Below are 18,284 nucleotides of genomic sequence, written 5' to 3'. Positions count from 1 at the left end.
TCCTCATGCCACCCGGTTGCCGTCAGCGCCGAAATAGTGGCAATGCGCTGGTTCCATGAAAAATTCCTGCTCCTGGCCAACCTCGAAGGGGAAGACCCCGGCCGAGAGCGAAACCCAGTTCCGGTCGCCAAAGTGGAAATGGGCGCTGCTTTCGGAGCCGCTGAGCTCCGTGACCAGAACGGTGCCGGTCAGCCGGACATTGGCGGTCGATGTGCGGCGCGGCAGGACGCGGTTCGGGCGGATCGCCACGGTATAGGGGCCGTCCGGCAGTGCGGCGGCCTCCCCTTCCAGCGGCCAGCGTGCGTGGCCGTTCAGGACGGCCTCGTTGCCCTGTTTGGTGATCTCACCGATATTGATCGGCGGATCGGAAAACACGTCGGCCGAAATGACGTTTGCGGGCTTGCGATAGATTTCGGCCGTCGGGCCGAACTGCGTGACGTGACCATCATGCATAAGCGCGGTCATCCCGCCCAGCAGCAGAGCTTCCTCCGGCTCAGACGTTGCGTAGACCACAACCGCACCGCGCCCGGCGAAGAGCTCGGGCAACTGGTCGCGAAGCTCCTCGCGCAGCTTGTAGTCCAGGTTGGCCAGCGGTTCGTCGAGGAACACCGCGCGGCTCTCCTTGGCGATGGCGCGGGCCAGCGCGGTGCGCTGCTGCTGGCCGCCGGACAGCTCATGCGGCCGGCGGTGCAGCATCGGGCGCAGCTGGAGAATGTCGGCGGCTTCTTCGACACGGCCCTGGATCTCGGATTTCGCCATGCCGGCCACCTTGAGCGGCGAGGCAATGTTGTCGAAAACCGTCATGTGCGGGTAGTTGATGAAGAACTGGTGCACGAGGCTGATATTGCGCTTTTGCGTATTCAGCTTCGAGACATCCTCGCCATCCATCAGGATCTGGCCGGAGGCGAGCGGGTCCAGCCCGGCCATCAGCTTGATCAGGGAGGTCTTTCCCGAGCCGGTCTCACCGAGCAGCACGTTGAAATGCCCTGTTTCCAGCGTCAGGCTCGTCTCCTTGATGTGGAGATTGGCACCGACGCGCTTGGTCACGTTTCTGAGGTCTAGTGTCATTTTTTCCGTGCCCGTCCTGCGTCGGGGCTGAGCCCGCACGGCGCAGGATGTTGAGGGGAGGGGGCGACCGCCCGCCAGATGAGCGGGCGGTCTGGGGAGACCCGGGCCGGTCCATGCGGCGGCCCGAGAGGGGGTCAGGTCACTGGGCGGCCCAGCGGGCAACCAGCTCATCGTAGTTCACGGTCTCGCCTTGCGGCTTCTCGTTGTCGAGCTTGGCTTTCGGGCCGTCGGGCTTGCCGAGCCACTCGGAGGGGTCCATCTCCTCGTTGAGGCGCGGGCCACAGCCGCCATAGACATTGGCCTGCTCATCGGCGGCCTGCATCCGGGCCATCACCTGGTCCATCTCGCCAGCGAGACGATCCATGGCTTCCTGCGGGGTGAAGGCGCCCGAGTTCACGTCACCGATCTGCTGCCACCAGAGCTGCGCCAGCTTGGGATAGTCAGGCACGTTGATGCCGGTCGGCGACCATGCCACGCGGTCCGGCGAGCGGTAGAACTCGACCAGGCCACCCAGCTTCGGGGCACGCTCGGTAAAGGACTCGTGGCGCACCGTGCTGTCGCGGATGAAGGTCAGACCTACATGCGACTTCTTGGTGTCGACGGTCTTGGAGACGACGAACTGGGCATAGAGCCAGGCCGCCTTGGCGCGGTCTTCGGGGGTGGAGTTCAGGATGGTCCAGGACCCCACGTCCTGGTAGCCGACCTTCTGGCCTTCTTCCCAATAGGGGCCGTGCGGGCTGGGGGCCATCCGCCAGAGCGGCGTGCCCTCGTCATCCACGGTGTTGTTGCCCGCGGATTTCGGGGCCACCATGTCGGCGGTGAAGGCCGTGTACCAGAAGATCTGCTGGGCAACGTTGCCCTGGCTGAGTGCGGGCAGCGACTGGTAGAAGTCGTAGGAGGCCGCACCCGGCGGGGCGTAGGCGCGCAGCCACTCGTCCCATTTGCGGATCGCATAGACCGCGGCCGGACCGTTGGTGCCGCCACCGCGAGACACGGAGGCGCCTGCGGGGTTGCACGAGCCAGCTTCCATTCGGATGCCCCACTCGTCGATCGGCACGCCATTCGGCTCACCCTTGGAACCGGCACCGGCCATCGACAGCCAGGCATCGGTCATCCGCCAGCCGAGGTCCGGCGCACGCTTGCCGTAATCCATGTGGCCGTAGATATCGACACCATCGATGTTCTTCACATCCTCCGAGAAGAACTGGGCGATGTCCTCGTAGGCCGACCAGTTGACCGGAACGCCGAGATCGTAGCCATACTTCTCCTTGAAGGCGGCTTGCAGGTCTTCGCGATCAAACCAGTCCTTGCGGAACCAGTAGAGGTTGGCGAATTGCTGGTCCGGCATCTGGTAGAGATCGCCATCCGGGCCGGTGGTGAACTGGATGCCCATGAAGTCATCGAGATCGAGGCCGGGATTGGTCACATCCGCGCCGGCACCTGCCATGAAGTCGGTCAGGTTATAGGCGAGCTGAAGCCGCGAATGGGTGCCGATCAGGTCGGAATCGTTGACATAGGCGTCATAGAGATTCCGCTTGGTCTGCATCTGGGTCTGAACCGCCTGGACAACCTCTCCCTCGCCCAGGATCTGGTGGTTCACCTTGATGCCGGTGATTTCCTCGAAGGCCTTGGTCAGCACTTCGGATTCATACGAATGGGTCGGAATGCCTTCCGACAACACGTTGATTTCCATTCCGCTGAAGGGCTGCGCGGCGGCGATGAACCACTTCATCTCCTCGAGCTGCTCTTCCTTGTTGAGCACAGACGGCTGGAACTCTTCGTCGATCCATTTCTGGGCCGCGGCCTCGTCGGCATAGGCCGATTGCACGGCCATAATGGCCGGGAGCGCTACCGCTCCCAACAGATATTTGCGCATCCTGGTCTCCTCCCTGATGAACGCTTTTCCGGTCGTTGCCGGTGCGTAAATCATGCTCATACGAATATGTGATCTGTCAAACTATATTCTTAGTAATTGGTCTGCGTTCTTTTAAAGCATTGGAATTCAGTATATTTTTGTCGAAATTCAATTGTTCGATTGACGTCAGTCGAACTTAAAGCGAAAACGTGAACGGTGGCGGAAACGATGGAAACGCGCCCCAAAGCGGTGTGAGGGCCAATGTCCGGCAACGACAGGCTACAAGCGATTCTCGACCTTCTCCGGGAGGAGGACAGTGTCGAGACGGAAGATCTCGCCCGGCGCTTCGAGGTGACCCCGCAAACGATCCGGCGGGACATGGCTGTCCTGGTCGAGCGTGGCCTGGCCCAGAGGACGCATGGCGGCGCCCGGCGCAAGGCCTCCACCTCGACGATCGCCTACGAGGATCGCCGGCTGAAGCACGCGCGCGAGAAGGAAGTGATCGGCCGTGTCGTTGCCGACATGATCCCCAACGGCCGTTCGATCATGCTCAATATCGGCTCGACAACCGAACAGGTCGCGCAGGCCCTGCGGGATCACGAAGACCTCGTGGTCATGACCAACAACATCAACGTCGTCCACATTCTGCGCATGTCCAGGATCGCGTCCCTCAAGATCGCGGGCGGCTCGGTGCGCCCTTCGGATGGCGCGATCATCGGCGGCGATGCCGTTGCTTTTATGGACAAGCACAAGGCAGATTTCGCGGTAATCGGCTGTTCCTCGCTGGATGCCGATGGCGCCATCCTGGATTTCGACGAACGCGAGGTGTCCGTCGCCCGGGCAATCCTGCGCAATGCCCGCAAGCGGATCCTCGTGGCGGATCGCTCGAAATTCGATGTCGATGCGTCGGTCAGGATCTGCAGCCTCGAAGAGCTGGACGTTGTGGTGACAGATGGCCAGCCGCCAGAAAGCTTCCTCCAGGCCGCGTCGGCATGCGGGACACGGGTGGTGTGCGCAAACAGCTCTGAACAGCTCTCCCGGCAGTGATGTCAGGCGAACCTGGCTTGCAACAGGGCAGGGCACCGACTGGCTTCACGTCAAGACGAAACCTGACCCGTTCAGATATTTCACGGCGAGCAAGGAGATCATCCACTTGGCCGTGATGCTCTACATTCGTTTTTGGTGGAACAGGTTCGGCTCGAAATTCGCCTCCGAGAGACGCGAAAAGCGCGCTGACCGTCTGCGATCTCTACCGCAATGACGGTGGCCCCTGAATGAGGTGTTCGTAAAGACCAACGTCGAACGCCACTACCAGTGGCGGGCAGTCGGCAACGAGGGAGAGATCCTGCAGAGCTTCGTTACGAAGGCGCACAGTAGGAAGGCAGGCCTGATGTTCATATGCAAGCCAATGAGATGCGTCAGGCCGCTGCACGCCCGTGTCACCGTCAAGCATCGTTTCGGCGCAGCCGAAGATTTGCCTAGGCGTCGACGACAAACGCCTTGTCGCGCGAGGTCTTCCCACTGATCTGGTGCATATGCGCAGCCGGTATGCCGAGTGCGTCAGCTAGGACCTTCAAGGCCGAATCATTTGCCCTCTCGCTGTCGATGTCATCCGTGACGAAAACCCTGAGCCCCATGCACTCAACAAGAAGGTCGACTTGTGGGGCGTTCGGTGTAACCCGGACTTCGATCTCTGTTCCGGGGGTCGACAGGTCTGACAGGATACCGTGTTTCATGGTTGATGCCTCCCGAGGCACGTTCCAAACTTGAATAAGTATATTTTCAGTATAGCATAAATCTGCTCATTTTGCCACGAGAATACTTCCCAGGCATTCTTCGCTTTTGAAGCCTCGATTGCGGGCTGGCGCTGCTGCCTCGTGTTCGACGCGGACAGAGCATGCGTGCAAGCGGCAAACAGATTTAGTGTATACATTGAGAAATGTCGGGATTCTGGGCTGCGCCGACAGCAACGGTTTCCTGCTTGAGCATGACCTTTGATGGAAGGGTGGAGTGAACAAAAACGACGTTCGCGGCGCCCAGTGAACTGCGGAATTTGTAATTAAAGCGTATAATGAATATTGGATATATATTCATCTGGTGTCCGGCGTTTCCGACTTTCCCGACAAATTCACATATGTTTTGAGGCACGTTTTGCGGCCGAATTTGTAGCTGTAACGGCGATCCATCGCGTCAATTATGTCGCAGAAGCCAACGCGAAAGTTGAATAATTTCGATGGTTTACAGCAACATACAGAAAGCATGGAGAAAATCCGATAGCGATAACCTGCATCTCAGTTGCGTAATACCGCATTGTGCACGAATTCGAATTATTGCATGACACAGATCAAGGACGAGGCTGTTCGGATTTGTAAAAAAATCCACGAACTGGCCCGAAGAGCCAGAAAGAAATACCAGGATCGCAATAGTGCAAAATTCGTCGAATTCGGGAGCGGACCTCGTCCAGCTCAAGGAGGCGGTGGCGAACCTCCCCACGGGAAATGCGCCGCCGATCCTGTCCGAGATTCTCGATGCGTTGGGTCGCCTGATCGACCGCGCAGAGCCCACGGTAATCGATCTCGGTGCCATTCCCTTTACCGGAGGGGACGAGAAAGTTCTTCAGGAGATCCTTGGGAACGGCGAAGTGAATGCCGTTCTGGACGCGATGGGGGAGAGCCACGTTCAGGAAACCGGAATCCCGGGCGTGTGGCGTGTCGATCACTGTGACCCGAAGGGGGAGATCCAGTCCCGTTTCATCGAAATCACGTTTGTCCCCGACATCCTGAAGACGCAGTCGGAGGATGCCCAGCGCGGGCAAGAAATGCTGGCCGAACGCCTGAGTGAAAGGCTGAGCGCCATCAAATAGGGAGGTTGTGTCGATGTCGAGTAGTCCGTTGTTACCAAAGATGATGAAGGCGCACGGGGTCAGTCGCAGGAGTTTCCTGAAATACTGCGCGTCGCTCACATCGCTGATGGCATTGCCGCCTGCAATGGTCCCAAGGGTCGCCCACGCGCTCGAGACCGCGCCTCGCCCGTCGGTGATCTGGCTCTCCTTCCAGGAATGCACAGGCTGCACCGAGGCGATCACCCGGTCCAGCGCGCCGTCGCTCGAGGAACTGATCTTCGACTCGATCTCTCTCGACTACCACCACACCCTGCAGGCTGCCTCCGGCGACGCGGCAGAACACGCCCGCGAAGCGGCGATGAAGGAACATCACGGCAAGTACCTGGTGATCGTCGATGGCTCGATCCCGATGGATGAGCCGGGCTTCTCGGCCATCGCCGGTATCTCCAACCTCGACATGCTGAAGGAAACCGCCGAAGGGGCAGCCGCGATTGTCAGCGTGGGGACCTGTGCGGCCTATGGTGGGCTTCCGCAGGCCAACCCGAACCCGACAGGCGCCGTGGCGGTGTCCGACATCATCACGGACAAGCCGATCATCAACGTGCCCGGTTGTCCGCCGATCCCGATGGTCATGACGGCCGTGCTGGCGCATTACCTGACCTTCGGTATTCCCGACCTCGACGAACTGGGCCGGCCGAAAGCGTTCTTCGCCGAGTCGATTCACGACCGCTGCTACCGTCGCCCGTTCTATGACAAGGGCCTCTTTGCCGAGAGCTTCGACGACGAAGGCGCCCGCGCCGGCTGGTGCCTCTACAAGCTTGGCTGCAAGGGCCCGACCACCAAGAGCGTCTGTGCGACGGTCAAGTGGAACGACGGGACATCGTTCCCGATCGAGGCCGGGCATGGCTGCCTTGGCTGCACCGAACCGGATTTCTGGGACAATGGCGGCTTCTACAAACCGCTCTCGGCCCCGGCGGGCGACTATCGCCGGGTCGGACAGGCCGCGATCGTGGCCGGAGTCGCAGCCGGGGCAGGGGGCGCCTACCTCGCCAGGAAGAACAAGGCGGAGGCGCTTGCCAACCACGAAACTGTGGATGCCTTCACCCTTGAGAAGGAGGAGAAGGAGTCATGAACAACCCGAACTTCGATCTTTTGATGTTCGCACGCGGGCCGCTGTTCGACATAGCCCTGCTCGTCTTCGTCGCCGGCGTCCTGATCCGGATCGTGGAGATCCTCGTCCTCGGCCGGAAAAAGGATTTCTCCAAGGCCAAGGGCAATCCGGTCCAGCAGGGGATCAAGACGATCTTCACACGGACCCTTCCGCGCCCCGGAGCGATCAAGGCCAACCCGATCACCATCGTGGGCGGCTACGTCTTCCATATCGGGTTCTTCATCGCCTTCCTGCTCTTCGTGCCGCATATCGCGCTGATCGAAGAGCTGACCGGCTTGAGCTGGCCGGGCGTGGGCCGGGTAATCATCGAGAGCGCGACTGTGCTTGCAGTCATCGCGGGCCTCGCTCTGATCTACACTCGCTGGCGCGACCCGGTGCGTCGGAAGCTGACCACCTGGGTTGACTACCTGGTGCTGATCCTCAGCCTTCTGCCGCTCATCACCGGCTATGTGGCTGTCAACAAGCTGTTCGGCGATCCGACCTTCATGATGGCGCTGCACATCCTGTCGGTCGACGTTCTGATGATCGTCTTCCCTTTCACCAAGCTGATGCACGCCTTCACCTTTGCGATGGCGCGTTACTACAACGGATCGATCCAGGGCCGCAAAGGAGCTGAATCATGAGTGCGACTGCCGAACGCGGCGTCAACGCCTTGCGCGAACAGATCGACGCCCCCGTCGCGAGTTTCTTCTCAAGCTGTGTGAGCTGCGGTCTCTGCGCGGACGCCTGCATCTTCTTCCAGGAAACTCAGGACCCGCAATACACGCCCATCCGCAAGGTCGAACTGCTGCGGCGGGTCTGGGAAAACGAGTACACGCTCTTCGGCCGGGTAAAGTCGATGGTCGGCTTCGGAAACGAGGTTACCGAGGAAGACTTCACCGAGGCGGAAAAGCTTGTCTATGACAGCTGCACCATGTGCGGACGCTGCACGATGGTCTGCCCGGTTGGCAACGACATCACCATGATGATCCGCAAGATGCGGGAAGGGATGTCGGCGGCCGGCCATGCGCCGGTCGAGCTGATCGGCGCCGCCAAGCGCCACACGTCGGGCAACAGCCCGATGGGCGACCTGAGCAAGGCCATCGAGGCCCAGGTCAAGCACGCGATCGCCGACACCGGGATCGAGATCGAGTTCGACAAGCCAGGCGTGGACTATCTCGTGATCCTCTCCGCGCAGGAGATTGCCGAGTATCCGGAAGTGATCGGCGCCATGGCGCGGATCTTCGAGAAGGCCGGTGTCACCTGGACAATCTCCAGGGAGGCCTTCGAGGCCACGAATGTCGGCGTGCAGATCGGCAATCGCGATGTGGCGAAATACCTCGTCACCCGCGTGGTCGAGGCAGCCGAAAAGCTGAAGGTCACGAAGGTCATCAGCCCCGAATGCGGCCACGCCTATCAGGCGCTGCGTTGGGAAGGGCCGAACCTGATCGGGCGGGAATACGAGTTCGAGGTGGTTCACATTATCGAGCTGCTCGACCAGTTGCGCGCCGAGGGCAAGCTCAAGACCTCCGGCAAGGACGAGGACAAGATCACCTTCCACGATCCCTGCCAGATCAACCGCCGCGGCGGCATCAACAAGGAGCCGCGCCGGCTGCTGAACATGGTCGCAGAGAATTTCGTCGAGACCGACGATGCGGGAACGATGAACTGGTGCTGCTCCGCCGGTGGTGGCGTCGGCGCCAACGAGCGTGCGGAAGACCTGAAAAACGCCGCCTTCCAGCTCAAGAAGCGGCAGTTCGAGAAGGTCGCGCCGGACAAAATCGTGACCATGTGCGCCTTCTGCCACCACACGCTGGAGAACGCACTGGAAGACAACGACATGGATATCGAGGTGGCCGGCCTGACCGAGATGATGGCCGAATACCTCGAAGACGAAGATTGAGGGGAGATACGAGATGGCAGAAAGACTGGTCGTAGACCCCATCACACGGATCGAGGGGCATCTGCGCGTCGAGGCGCAGATGGATGGCAACACCATCGCCGAGGCCTATTCCTCCGGCACCATGGTGCGCGGGTTGGAGATCATCCTGCGCGACCGGGACCCGCGCGACGCCTGGGCCTTTGCCCAGCGGATCTGCGGGGTCTGTACGCTGGTGCACGGTCTGGCCTCGGTTCGGGCGGTGGAAGATGCACTGAACTGGAAGATCCCGAAGAACGCGCAACTCATCCGAAACCTGATGATCGCGTCGCAATATGTGCATGACCACGTGATGCACTTCTACCACCTGCATGCGCTGGACTGGGTGGACGTGGTCTCCGCACTGGAAGCTGATCCAAAGGCGACCTCGGAACTCGCGCAATCCCTCAGTAGCTATCCGCGCTCCTCTCCGGGGCATTTCTCCGACGTGAAGAAGAAGCTGAAGGGATTTGTTGAATCCGGGCAACTCGGGATCTTCTCCGGCGGCTATTGGGGGCATCCCGGCTACAAGCTGCCACCCGAGGCAAACCTCATGGCCGTGTCGCACTACCTCGACGCGCTGGCATGGCAACGGGAAGTCTCCAAGCTGCACACGATCTTCGGCGGCAAGAACCCGCATCCGAACTTCGTCTGTGGCGGCGTGCCGTGCCCGATCGATCCCAATTCCGAAACCGCGATCAACATGTCGGCTCTCAGCCAGGTGTCGTCTCTCATCACCCAGATGGAAGACTTCGTGAACCAGGCCTACCTCCCGGACACGCTGGCCATCGCTTCGTTCTACAAGGACTGGGGCTCCATCGGCGAAGGCGTCGGCAACTTCCTGTGCTATGGCGATTTCCCGACCGGCGAGTACAATGATCCGTCGAGCTTCCTTGTGCCGCGTGGTGTGATCCTCGACCGTGATCTCTCCACCATCCACGACGTGGATCTGCACGAAGAAGGGCAGATCGAGGAATATGTCGATCACGCATGGTACAAGTACCAGGGTGGCAAGGGCACGGGGCTGCATCCCTATGACGGCGAGACGGAGCTGAACTACACCGGGCCGAAACCGCCCTATACGCAGCTCAATGTCGAAGACGAGTATTCCTGGCTGAAGTCGCCGCGCTGGAAGGGCAAGCCCATGGAGGTCGGCCCGCTCAGCCGGATGCTGATGCTCTATGCCAAGGGGCACGATCAGGCGAAGGAGCTTGTAGACAGCACGCTCAGCACGCTGGACGTGCCGGTGGACGCGCTGTTCTCGACGCTCGGCCGGACCGCGGCGCGGACGCTGGAGACCAAGATCTATCTCGACATGATGCGCGGCTGGTACAACGAGTTGGTCGCCAACATCGCCGCAGGCGATCTGAAGACCCACAATGAAGAGTTCTGGGATCCGTCGACCTGGCCCACCAAGGCGCAGGGCGCAGGGTACATGGAGGCGCCGCGCGGCGCACTCGGTCACTGGATCGTCATCAAGAACCGCAAGATCGACAACTACCAGGCCATCGTTCCGACGACCTGGAATGCCGGTCCGCGGGATTCCGAAGGCGTCTCCGGGCCGTATGAGGCGGCGTTGAAAGGACACACGCTCGCCAACCCGGACCAGCCGCTGGAGATCCTGCGCACGATCCACAGCTTCGACCCCTGCATCGCCTGTGCCGTGCACATGGTCGGCGAGGACGGCGACGAGAAACTGAAAATCAAGGTCCGCTGAGACCCTTCGCCGTCCCGCCAGTCGGGGCGGCAAACCAAGTCGCGAACGGGAAAGGACACACCAGATGCTTGACGAAAGCCAAATGGAAAACGCCAAGAGCATGTCGATCATCGTCACCAAGGGCACTCTGGACTGGGCCTATCCGCCCTTCATCCTGGGCACGACTGCGGCGGCAATGGACGTCGAGGTGACCATGTTCTTCACCTTCTACGGCCTGGTCCTGTTGAAGAAAGACCTGAACCTCGGGTTCTCGACGCTCGGCAATGCCGCGATGGAGATGCCGATGATGGGCGGTCACATGAAGATGCCCAACATGGTTTCCATGCTGCCCGGTGCAGGGTCGCTCGCAGGCACAATGATGAAGAACCTCATGGCCAAGAAGGGCGTGGCCTCCATCGAGGATCTGCGCGAGGCGGCGGTGGATCTCGAGATCCGCTTGATCGCCTGCCAGATGACGCTCGACCTGTTCGAATACTCTCAGGACGACATGATCGAGGGGATCGAGCTGGGCGGGGCCGCCACCTACATGGAAAACGCCCTCAAATCCGACATCAACCTGTTCATCTGAACACCAACACCACCAAGGAGAAGTATAGTGGCTGACCAAACCCTCAACGCCGAAGGTCTGAACTGCCCGCTGCCGATCCTTCGCGCCAAAAAGACGCTGAAGGGCATGAGCGCGGGCCAGGTGCTCGCAATAACCGCGACCGATCCCGGCTCCGTCGCCGACATGGCCGCTTTCTGCAACCAGACCGGCAACGAGTTGCTGAGTTCGACCAATGAGGGCGACGTCTACACTTACGAGATCAAGAAAGCCTGACGCTCACGTGGATCGCGACCGTTCACGTCTGGTCAGCCCCGCCAAGAAAACGGGACTGGCCCGGCCCTTGCAAGAGGCCGGACGATAGAACGCCCAACGGCAAGGACCGCCACGACCACAACGCGCCCGATCCCTTCCATCAAGGAAAGGAAAGTCCGTGAAATTCGGAATTGTCGTCAGCGAAGGCCCGTATACCCATCAGGCCGCTGACACCGCCTATCACTTCGCGAAGGCGGCGCTGGACAAGGGGCACACGGTGCCTCGCGTCTTCTTCTATCACGACGGGGTGAACGTCTCGACGAACCTCAGCGTGCCACCGCAGGACGAGCGCCACATCCAGAAGAACTGGACCGCGCTTGCGCAGGACAATGACATCGACCTGGTCGTCTGCATCGCCGCCGCACAACGCCGCGGCATCCTCGACGAAAACGAAGCCAAGCGTCAGGGCAAGGATGCCGCCAACCTCGCAGAGGGGTTCCGCATCTCGGGTCTCGGCCAGCTCATCGAGATGGGCATCGAATATGACCGCATGGTCATGTTCGGCGATTGAGGGAGGCCGCAATGTCTGACACCAAGAAGTTTCTCTATGTGAACCGCAAGGCGCCCTACGGGACGATCTATGCGCTCGAAAGCCTCGAGGTCGTGCTTATCGCGGCTGCCTTCGACCAGGATGTGAGCCTCGCCTTTCTCGATGACGGCGTCTTCCAGCTGACGAAGGGCCAGGACACCGACGGCATCGGCGTGAAGAATTTCTCGCCCACCTTCCGCGCGCTCGGCGACTACGAGGTCACCAAGCTCTACGTCGAGAAGGAGTCGCTCGACGAGCGTGGGCTGGAGCCCTCCGACCTGCAGGAAATCATGTGGGAAGACGAGGATGATGATTGGGAGGAAAAGCCTTCCATCCGCATCGTCTCCCGGTCCGAAATGGCCGACATCATGTCCGATCAGGACGTGGTCCTGAGTTTCTGAGGGGAAAGAAATGTCCACACTTCACACAGTCAACAAATCCCCTTTCGGCGATGGCGCCCTCAAGAGCTGCCTCGAGCACTGCAAACCCGGCGACGGGGTGCTGCTGATCGAGGACGGCGTCTATGGCGCGTTGTCCGGCTCGACGATTGCCGCTGACGTAACTGCCAGGTCCGCCGACGTGGCCTTCTACCGCCTCGATGGAGACTCGAAGGCCCGCGGTTTGCCCGCTGACAAGCTTCTCGGGGACGTGAAAGCGGTTGGCTACGACGGTTTCGTCGATCTCGTTGCCGAGTTCGACTGCACGCAATCCTGGCTTTGAAATGGCCCCTGCCGTGGCAGGGGCAACTATCTGAAAGAAGAAGAGGAATAAACCATGGCCTATCAGGTGAACGGATCTGCCATCGAGCACGACGAAGAAGGCTACATCGTCAATCTGGATGAGTGGTCGAAGGATGTTGCAGAGGAAATCGCCAAGGCGGAGGGGCTGGCCCTTTCGGACGACCACTGGCAGGTGATCGAGTTCCTGCGCAACTATTACGACGAGTTCCAGTTGGCACCGGCCGTGCGCGTTCTGGTCAAGAACGCCAAGAAGAAACTGGGCAAGGAGATTGGCAACAGCAAGACGCTTGAAGCGATGTTCCCCGATGGAGCCGCCAAGCAGGGCTGCAAGATTGCCGGCCTGCCCAAGCCGACGGGCTGTGTCTGAGCGAGACGGTTCGGTACATCGGCCCCGGCAGGAATTCTCCGGGGCCGGACCCTCTCTCACTTGAGGGGCCGAACAGACCCAAGGGGCCGCGCAATGCCGGCCCTGTCTGAATACAGGCCGCAAGGGACACATCCTGTCGAAGCGTGGCAAGACCCGGCTTCGATCTGGCGGTGAGTGGAGCGACACGGCAGGGCTCCACATTTGCGGTAGCGAGAAATGCCTGTCGAACACGTGATTGCAAACCCACGGAGGTCAATCATGAAAGCCACCCTGACCTGTCTCGTCGCCGCCTCGGCGATGCTGATCCTGCCAGCTGCCGAAAGCTTCGCCGAAGGCGACGGCAACTGGAAACGCGGCCGGATCTACTACCGGGCCGCCTGCACCTCCTGCCACACGGCAGAGATCGGTGAGTCCATCTCTCCCGCCTCCAGGAAGATCGCGGAATGGGAAGAATGGATCGAAACGCCCGAGGGCGCCGAGCATCTCGCGGAATATGTGAGCCAGGACTACCGCGCCAAGATCGCGCCGGACAACAAGGTCGCCGAGAAGTTCGGCCCCATCGCCAACGAGGATCTCTGGGCCGATATCCGCGCCTTCGTGGTCTATGGCGCCGCGGATTCCGCCACACCGGCCACCTGCAACTGATACTTTCCCGGGCCCCTGCAAGCGCAGGGATCCCGGGGGATAGGGACACGAAATGGCTACGAACGAAACGGTTGCCGGCGCCCCACCGGAAAAGAAATCCCGGTTGCCCGAATGGGCCGAAGGGTTCGCCGAAGATTACAAGAAGATCTTCATCGATGAATGGTCGCCCTATCTGGGCTTCATGCTGCTCGTCAGCCTCGCCATGATGCTCATGGCAAGCGGAGTCTTCTGGGGCGTCTTCGGCGGGTTGAAGCTCTGGGGAGACCACCTGAACAACGCCATCGGCCTTGGCGCAGTGCTTGGCATCAGTGAAAACCTGAAAAGCCCGCTGCAACACCAGATGTCGGTGATGAACATCGCGCTGCTGCTCGGCGCCTTCACCGCCGCGCTCATGTCGATGCAGTTCGCCATCCGCAAGGCGCCGCTGAGCGAATACGCCTACGGCGCCGTTGGGGGCTCGTTGATGGGCATCGGCGCAACGATCGCCGGAGGCTGCACCACGGGCGGCTTTTTCATTCCGCTCACCTTCAGCGCGCCTGCGGGTTGGGCCATGTGGGTCGGGCTGCTGGCCGGCGCCTTCATCGGGCTCAAGCTTCTGCTCTGGGGCATGGAGAACATCACCTGGGGCACCACCGCACCAAAGAACAAGACACCGGCACTGAAGCCCTACTTCCCCTATATCGGGCTGGTGGTCGCGCTCGGCGTGACCTGGTGGGGTGTCAGCTGGCTGCGCAGCGAAGACAACTACACTTCGATCCTCGCGCTGATGATGCTCGCCGGTTTCGGCATCGGCTTCGTGATGCACCGCTCGCGGCTCTGTTTCGCACGGGCCATTCGCGAGCCGTTCATGACCGCCGAGGGGATGATGACCAAGGCGATGATCCTCGCGATCTTCGTTGGCTGTCTGTTCGGATCGGTGCTGATCCAGAAGGGCAATATCGATCCCTATGTCGCGCTCTCTACACGCTTCTGGATGGGCTCGCTTATCGGCGGGCTGATCTTCGGCATCGGAATGGTGCTTGCGGGCGGTTGCGCTTCGGGCACGCTCTGGCGGATCGGCGAGGGGCATCTCAAGCTCGTCGTGGTGCTGATCTTCTTTGCCTGGGTTGGATCCATCGCCAGCGCGCTGTTCGGCGGTTGGGGGATCACAACGGGCGAGATCGACCTCGACTTCATGGACGGCATGGTCGAGTTCTCCAAGCTCGGCTACCAGGCCTTCCTGCCCGACATGCTGGGTGGATGGGGTCCGACCTATGTTGCGATGATCGCCATCCTCGCCATCTGGTGGTGCCTCGTTCGCTACAACGAGACCACCGAGAAATTCACCGTCATCTGAGAAATGCGCCCCCCGGAACGGTTTCGGGGGGCCATACGTTCTTCAATACAGCAAACAGGAGGAGAAAATGAGCGCCAGGACCAAGTTGACAGGACTTGCCATGGCCGTTGCGGTGGCTTTCGCACCGGTCTCGATTGCATGGGCCGAGCAGGCCGCGCCGACAGCAGAAGACAAGGCGGGCTGGTTCCACGAGGAGCATGTGGTCGACTATGACTTCATCGCGCCCTTTGCGGTGCTGCCGCAGCGCGACGACGTGTTGATCGTCGACTCCCGTCCCGATCGCATGTTCGGCCCGGGCCACATCCCGACATCGGTGCTGATCCCGGACAGCAAGTTCGCGGAAATGACCGACATGCTTCCGGAAGCCAAGGACCAGATGCTGATCTTCTATTGCGGCGGCTATGCCTGCAAACTCAGCCACAAGTCCGCCTTCAAGGCCGAGGAAATGGGCTACACCAACGTGAAGGTCTACGCTGCCGGTTTCCCGGATTGGAAAGAGAAGGGCGGTTCGGTCTCGATCAACACCGCTTACCTTCAGCAACTGATGGCCGGTGAAGAGCCGGTGTTGGTCGTCGACTCGCGGCCAAAGGGCAGCAAGTACGACAAGGGCTATATCCCCGGCGCGATCAGCCTGCCTGACACCAAGTTTGACACCATGTCCGGTCTCCTTCCCACAGCCAAGGACACCGCGCTGGTGTTCTATTGCGGCGGCTTCATCTGCAAGTTGTCGGACAATTCGGCACAAGCCGCGATGGAGATGGGCTATACCAAGGTCTTCACCTATCCCGCCGGTTACCCGGAGTGGAAGAAGCTGGTCGGCGTGGTCGCCATGCTCGTGTCGCCCGACACCAACGCCACGGCCGCGATGACAGCGCCCGATATGCCCGCCCCGGGTGAAGGTGCCATGGGGGTCGAGGAGTTCAACAAGATCCTCGCCGAGCGTCCGGACAATGTGCTGATCGTCGATGTGCGGGATGTCGAAGAATTCGCCGCCGGCGCACTTCAGGACACGATGAACGTTCCAGTCGGCGAGTTGGAAGACAAGGTGTTCGACCTTCCCGACGACAAGAAGATCATCTTCATCTGCACCTCCGGTGGTCGCAGCGGCGAGGCCTACGACCTTTCCAAGCTGCTCAATCCGGGCCTGGATGTCGCGTTCCTCGACGCCGTTGTGAAGTACAAGAAGGATGGCACGATCGAAGTCACGCCGCATAGCTGACCGATGATCGGCTGCGGCCAACAGATCGGCCCGCTATGCGGGCCGATCTTCCAAGCTCCTTCCGGGAGTCAGGCTTGCGCCGCCCAGGCGTCCAGCGTCGCCTTCGCCAAACGCACGGCTTCCGGGATCGCCTCGGCAACCTTCGGGCTCAGATCCGTACCCCAGCCAAGGGTCTCCGGCTCGATTCCCACCAGGACACGGTGTGTCGGCAGGTCCTCGCTCAGCCGTGACATGTCGAACAGGTCCGCCAGGCCGACTTCGTGGACACTCAGCTTGCCGGAGCGGACGAAGGCATCCATCTCTTCGCCTTCGAGGTGCCGGACGGTGCCCGCGCCGGAATGGAACTGCGCCGCGTCGAAAACGACCAACTGGTCGGCCGCGCCAATCGGTTCGGCGAGGGTGAAGCTGAGCGTGCCACCGTCGATGCAGGTGACATCGTCCCGCTGACCATGCAATTCTTCGAACATCTCGAGCGCGCGTATCCCCGCTGCCTCGTCCGACATGATGGAGTTTCCGATTCCCAGAATGAGTATCCGTGCCACTCGCTGCCTCCGACCTTGGTTGTTCCGGATGATGGACCTGTTCGACCTGCGAAAGCGAGACAAATGGTCAGCATGCATCTGTTGTTAAAACGTATTACAAATCTCGAATATAAGAACAACAAGAAAAAAGGACGCGACCCATGTGTCTTGCCGTACCAATGCGTATCAGTGAAATCGACGGTTTTATTGCCACCTGCGAGGCCTGCGGGATCGAGCGTGACGTGAACCTGTTCATGATGCAGGGCGAGGACTTGTCCGTTGGCGATCACGTGTTGATCCATGTTGGATACGCGATAAAAAAGGTGTCCGAAGAAGACGCCCGGTTGAGCTGGGAGGCCTTCGACGAGATCCTTCAGTCCGATGCATGAACTCGCAATCTGCCAGGCCCTGATCGACCAGGTGACGAGTGTCGCCGAGAGCAACAACGCGACCCGGGTGAGTGGGCTCACCCTGGAGGTTGGACCGCTGTCCGGGGTTGTTCCGGATCTGCTGTCGAACGCCTTCCCGATCGCTGCGGCTGGCTCCGTGGCCGACGGGGCAGAGCTCACGATTGAGCCCGCGCCGGTCCGCGTCTGGTGCAAGAGTTGCCAGTCCGAGAGCGACGCGAAGATTAACCGGCTTGTTTGCGCCCTGTGCGGAGACTGGAAAACGGAGCTGCGCTCCGGAGATGAACTGCTGTTAAGGTCCGTGGTGCTGGAGGATGCAACATCCACGCCGCACGCGGGTCAACCCGAGGAGAAACAACATGTGTGATACTTGTGGATGCAATGTTACCCCCGGCAACAGGGAGCTTGCCGAGGGCAAGCAGGCGACGCAGGTCCTCGGCAACTTGCTGAAGGTCAATGACGACCAGGCCTCGCACAACCGGGTCCATTTCAATGGGCATGGCGTATTGTCGGTGAACCTGATGTCGTCCCCCGGCGCAGGCAAGACCGCGCTTCTTGAAGCCACCGCCGAGCTGCTTGGCAACGACCTTCGTATTGGAGTGATCGAGGGCGATCTGGAGACCGAGAATGACGCGGATCGCATTCGCGCCTGCGGTGTGCCCGTTGTCCAGATATGCACCGGAACGGCCTGCCACCTGGACGCCCACATGGTGCATGACGCCCTGCACCAGATCGATCTGAACCGGCTCGATGTGCTGTTCGTGGAAAATGTCGGCAATCTCGTCTGCCCTGCCAGTTTCGATCTTGGCCAGCACCGGAACGTCGCCTTGCTGTCGACCCCGGAGGGCGACGACAAGCCGGCGAAATATCCGGTGATGTTCCGCTCGGCGGATCTCGTCCTTCTCACCAAGCGCGACCTTGCCCCGTACATGCCGGAGTTCGATGCAGCAAAGGCCGTGAACTACGTGCGCCAGTTGGGCAATGCCGCGCCGATCCTGGAGCTGTCTGCCAAGTCGGGCGAGGGCCTCGAGGGATGGGCGAGTTGGCTGAAGCGCGGCGTGGCAGACCTGCGGGAAAACCTTGCCGTTCCGACCGCCGCGGGAGCTTGAGA

General features: G+C 60.7%; 23 protein-coding genes. 19 read left to right on the top strand and 4 right to left on the bottom strand.

Annotated elements, in window-relative coordinates; genetic code table 11:
• Positions 1–3 precede the first annotated feature (3 nt).
• Entirely contained in the window at positions 4–1,068 is a 1,065-nt protein-coding gene (locus tag R3X27_RS22325) for an ABC transporter ATP-binding protein (protein WP_317711119.1), read from the bottom strand.
• A 139-nt stretch (positions 1,069–1,207) separates the two neighbouring features.
• The gene (locus R3X27_RS22320; protein WP_317711118.1) at positions 1,208–2,944 is read right to left on the bottom strand and encodes an ABC transporter substrate-binding protein; all 1,737 of its coding nucleotides are present in this window, start codon (positions 2,942–2,944) and stop codon (positions 1,208–1,210) included.
• 240 nt (positions 2,945–3,184) lie between these two features.
• Between R3X27_RS22320 and R3X27_RS22315 the strand changes: the two genes are divergently transcribed.
• Complete coding sequence (locus R3X27_RS22315) at positions 3,185–3,970, top strand: DeoR/GlpR family DNA-binding transcription regulator (protein WP_317711117.1); 786 nt, start codon at positions 3,185–3,187, stop codon at positions 3,968–3,970.
• Positions 3,971–4,193: 223 nt separating this feature from the next.
• Positions 4,194–4,448, top strand: coding sequence for a DDE-type integrase/transposase/recombinase (locus tag R3X27_RS25715; protein ID WP_411572531.1), 255 nt, complete (start codon positions 4,194–4,196; stop codon positions 4,446–4,448).
• Here the strand turns inward: R3X27_RS25715 and R3X27_RS22310 are convergent.
• Positions 4,402–4,659 carry a DUF167 domain-containing protein gene (locus R3X27_RS22310; RefSeq protein WP_317711116.1) on the bottom strand — a complete coding sequence of 86 codons (258 nt, stop codon included), beginning with the start codon at positions 4,657–4,659 and terminating at the stop codon, positions 4,402–4,404. The genes R3X27_RS25715 and R3X27_RS22310 overlap by 47 nt on opposite strands.
• 689 nt (positions 4,660–5,348) lie before the next feature.
• Here R3X27_RS22310 and R3X27_RS22305 point away from each other — a divergent pair.
• The 14 genes from R3X27_RS22305 to R3X27_RS22240 all read left to right on the top strand — a co-directional run bounded on the left by R3X27_RS22305 (position 5,349) and on the right by R3X27_RS22240 (position 16,245).
• Positions 5,349–5,786: a hydrogenase expression/formation C-terminal domain-containing protein gene (locus R3X27_RS22305; RefSeq protein ID WP_317711115.1), complete on the top strand. Its 438-nt coding sequence runs from the start codon at positions 5,349–5,351 to the stop codon at positions 5,784–5,786.
• A 13-nt stretch (positions 5,787–5,799) separates the two neighbouring features.
• The gene (locus R3X27_RS22300) at positions 5,800–6,897 is read left to right on the top strand and encodes a hydrogenase small subunit (protein WP_317711114.1); all 1,098 of its coding nucleotides are present in this window, start codon (positions 5,800–5,802) and stop codon (positions 6,895–6,897) included.
• Complete coding sequence (locus tag R3X27_RS22295) at positions 6,894–7,559, top strand: hypothetical protein (RefSeq protein ID WP_317711113.1); 666 nt, start codon at positions 6,894–6,896, stop codon at positions 7,557–7,559. The genes R3X27_RS22300 and R3X27_RS22295 overlap by 4 nt, the downstream gene beginning before the upstream one ends.
• Positions 7,556–8,818 carry a (Fe-S)-binding protein gene (locus tag R3X27_RS22290; RefSeq protein WP_317711112.1) on the top strand — a complete coding sequence of 421 codons (1,263 nt, stop codon included), beginning with the start codon at positions 7,556–7,558 and terminating at the stop codon, positions 8,816–8,818. Before R3X27_RS22295 ends, R3X27_RS22290 begins: the two co-directional genes overlap by 4 nt.
• A gap of 13 nt (positions 8,819–8,831) precedes the next feature.
• Positions 8,832–10,550, top strand: coding sequence for a nickel-dependent hydrogenase large subunit (locus tag R3X27_RS22285; RefSeq protein ID WP_317711111.1), 1,719 nt, complete (start codon positions 8,832–8,834; stop codon positions 10,548–10,550).
• Between the two features lie 64 nt (positions 10,551–10,614).
• Complete coding sequence (locus tag R3X27_RS22280) at positions 10,615–11,118, top strand: DsrE/DsrF/DrsH-like family protein (RefSeq protein ID WP_317711110.1); 504 nt, start codon at positions 10,615–10,617, stop codon at positions 11,116–11,118.
• Between the two features lie 27 nt (positions 11,119–11,145).
• Positions 11,146–11,370: a sulfurtransferase TusA family protein gene (locus R3X27_RS22275; protein ID WP_317711109.1), complete on the top strand. Its 225-nt coding sequence runs from the start codon at positions 11,146–11,148 to the stop codon at positions 11,368–11,370.
• Between the two features lie 157 nt (positions 11,371–11,527).
• Positions 11,528–11,920, top strand: a complete 393-nt coding sequence (gene tusD / locus R3X27_RS22270) for a sulfurtransferase complex subunit TusD (protein WP_317711108.1) — start codon at positions 11,528–11,530, stop codon at positions 11,918–11,920.
• A gap of 11 nt (positions 11,921–11,931) precedes the next feature.
• Complete coding sequence (tusC, locus tag R3X27_RS22265) at positions 11,932–12,339, top strand: sulfurtransferase complex subunit TusC (protein ID WP_317711107.1); 408 nt, start codon at positions 11,932–11,934, stop codon at positions 12,337–12,339.
• Positions 12,340–12,349: 10 nt separating this feature from the next.
• Positions 12,350–12,658: a sulfurtransferase complex subunit TusB gene (tusB, locus tag R3X27_RS22260; RefSeq protein WP_317711106.1), complete on the top strand. Its 309-nt coding sequence runs from the start codon at positions 12,350–12,352 to the stop codon at positions 12,656–12,658.
• Between the two features lie 54 nt (positions 12,659–12,712).
• Entirely contained in the window at positions 12,713–13,045 is a 333-nt protein-coding gene (locus R3X27_RS22255) for a TusE/DsrC/DsvC family sulfur relay protein (protein WP_317711105.1), read from the top strand.
• Between the two features lie 258 nt (positions 13,046–13,303).
• Positions 13,304–13,690 carry a hypothetical protein gene (locus tag R3X27_RS22250; RefSeq protein ID WP_317711104.1) on the top strand — a complete coding sequence of 129 codons (387 nt, stop codon included), beginning with the start codon at positions 13,304–13,306 and terminating at the stop codon, positions 13,688–13,690.
• A 52-nt stretch (positions 13,691–13,742) separates the two neighbouring features.
• Positions 13,743–15,026: a YeeE/YedE thiosulfate transporter family protein gene (locus R3X27_RS22245; protein WP_317711103.1), complete on the top strand. Its 1,284-nt coding sequence runs from the start codon at positions 13,743–13,745 to the stop codon at positions 15,024–15,026.
• Between the two features lie 67 nt (positions 15,027–15,093).
• On the top strand, positions 15,094–16,245 hold the full coding sequence (locus tag R3X27_RS22240) for a rhodanese-like domain-containing protein (protein WP_317711102.1): 1,152 nt from the start codon (positions 15,094–15,096) through the stop codon (positions 16,243–16,245).
• A gap of 68 nt (positions 16,246–16,313) precedes the next feature.
• Here the strand turns inward: R3X27_RS22240 and R3X27_RS22235 are convergent, their stop codons facing one another.
• The gene (locus R3X27_RS22235) at positions 16,314–16,787 is read right to left on the bottom strand and encodes a HyaD/HybD family hydrogenase maturation endopeptidase (protein ID WP_317711101.1); all 474 of its coding nucleotides are present in this window, start codon (positions 16,785–16,787) and stop codon (positions 16,314–16,316) included.
• Between the two features lie 140 nt (positions 16,788–16,927).
• Between R3X27_RS22235 and R3X27_RS22230 the strand changes: the two genes are divergently transcribed.
• The 3 genes from R3X27_RS22230 to hypB are packed head-to-tail and all read left to right on the top strand — an operon-like array spanning position 16,928 to position 18,282.
• Complete coding sequence (locus R3X27_RS22230) at positions 16,928–17,155, top strand: HypC/HybG/HupF family hydrogenase formation chaperone (protein ID WP_317711100.1); 228 nt, start codon at positions 16,928–16,930, stop codon at positions 17,153–17,155.
• Entirely contained in the window at positions 17,148–17,540 is a 393-nt protein-coding gene (gene hypA / locus R3X27_RS22225) for a hydrogenase maturation nickel metallochaperone HypA (RefSeq protein WP_317711099.1), read from the top strand. The genes R3X27_RS22230 and hypA overlap by 8 nt, the downstream gene beginning before the upstream one ends.
• The gene (gene hypB / locus R3X27_RS22220; protein WP_317711098.1) at positions 17,533–18,282 is read left to right on the top strand and encodes a hydrogenase nickel incorporation protein HypB; all 750 of its coding nucleotides are present in this window, start codon (positions 17,533–17,535) and stop codon (positions 18,280–18,282) included. The genes hypA and hypB overlap by 8 nt, the downstream gene beginning before the upstream one ends.
• The last annotated feature ends 2 nt before the right edge of the window (positions 18,283–18,284 follow it).

Source organism: Tropicimonas sp. TH_r6, from assembly GCF_033101155.1.
GTDB lineage: Bacteria > Pseudomonadota > Alphaproteobacteria > Rhodobacterales > Rhodobacteraceae > Tropicimonas.
This window is presented reverse-complemented; position numbering and strand designations above follow the sequence as displayed.

Excerpts from the sequence above, each read along its gene's own strand:
- R3X27_RS22325 (WP_317711119.1), bottom strand. The coding sequence starts at position 1,068 with ATGACACTAGACCTCAGAAACGTGACCAAGCGCGTCGGTGCCAATCTC.
- R3X27_RS22320 (WP_317711118.1), bottom strand. The coding sequence starts at position 2,944 with ATGCGCAAATATCTGTTGGGAGCGGTAGCGCTCCCGGCCATTATGGCC.
- R3X27_RS22315 (WP_317711117.1), top strand. The coding sequence starts at position 3,185 with ATGTCCGGCAACGACAGGCTACAAGCGATTCTCGACCTTCTCCGGGAG.
- R3X27_RS22310 (WP_317711116.1), bottom strand. The coding sequence starts at position 4,659 with ATGAAACACGGTATCCTGTCAGACCTGTCGACCCCCGGAACAGAGATC.
- R3X27_RS22300 (WP_317711114.1), top strand. The coding sequence starts at position 5,800 with ATGTCGAGTAGTCCGTTGTTACCAAAGATGATGAAGGCGCACGGGGTC.
- R3X27_RS22295 (WP_317711113.1), top strand. The coding sequence starts at position 6,894 with ATGAACAACCCGAACTTCGATCTTTTGATGTTCGCACGCGGGCCGCTG.
- R3X27_RS22290 (WP_317711112.1), top strand. The coding sequence starts at position 7,556 with ATGAGTGCGACTGCCGAACGCGGCGTCAACGCCTTGCGCGAACAGATC.
- R3X27_RS22285 (WP_317711111.1), top strand. The coding sequence starts at position 8,832 with ATGGCAGAAAGACTGGTCGTAGACCCCATCACACGGATCGAGGGGCAT.
- R3X27_RS22280 (WP_317711110.1), top strand. The coding sequence starts at position 10,615 with ATGCTTGACGAAAGCCAAATGGAAAACGCCAAGAGCATGTCGATCATC.
- tusC (WP_317711107.1), top strand. The coding sequence starts at position 11,932 with ATGTCTGACACCAAGAAGTTTCTCTATGTGAACCGCAAGGCGCCCTAC.
- tusB (WP_317711106.1), top strand. The coding sequence starts at position 12,350 with ATGTCCACACTTCACACAGTCAACAAATCCCCTTTCGGCGATGGCGCC.
- R3X27_RS22255 (WP_317711105.1), top strand. The coding sequence starts at position 12,713 with ATGGCCTATCAGGTGAACGGATCTGCCATCGAGCACGACGAAGAAGGC.
- R3X27_RS22250 (WP_317711104.1), top strand. The coding sequence starts at position 13,304 with ATGAAAGCCACCCTGACCTGTCTCGTCGCCGCCTCGGCGATGCTGATC.
- R3X27_RS22245 (WP_317711103.1), top strand. The coding sequence starts at position 13,743 with ATGGCTACGAACGAAACGGTTGCCGGCGCCCCACCGGAAAAGAAATCC.
- R3X27_RS22240 (WP_317711102.1), top strand. The coding sequence starts at position 15,094 with ATGAGCGCCAGGACCAAGTTGACAGGACTTGCCATGGCCGTTGCGGTG.
- R3X27_RS22230 (WP_317711100.1), top strand. The coding sequence starts at position 16,928 with ATGTGTCTTGCCGTACCAATGCGTATCAGTGAAATCGACGGTTTTATT.
- hypA (WP_317711099.1), top strand. The coding sequence starts at position 17,148 with ATGCATGAACTCGCAATCTGCCAGGCCCTGATCGACCAGGTGACGAGT.
- hypB (WP_317711098.1), top strand. The coding sequence starts at position 17,533 with ATGTGTGATACTTGTGGATGCAATGTTACCCCCGGCAACAGGGAGCTT.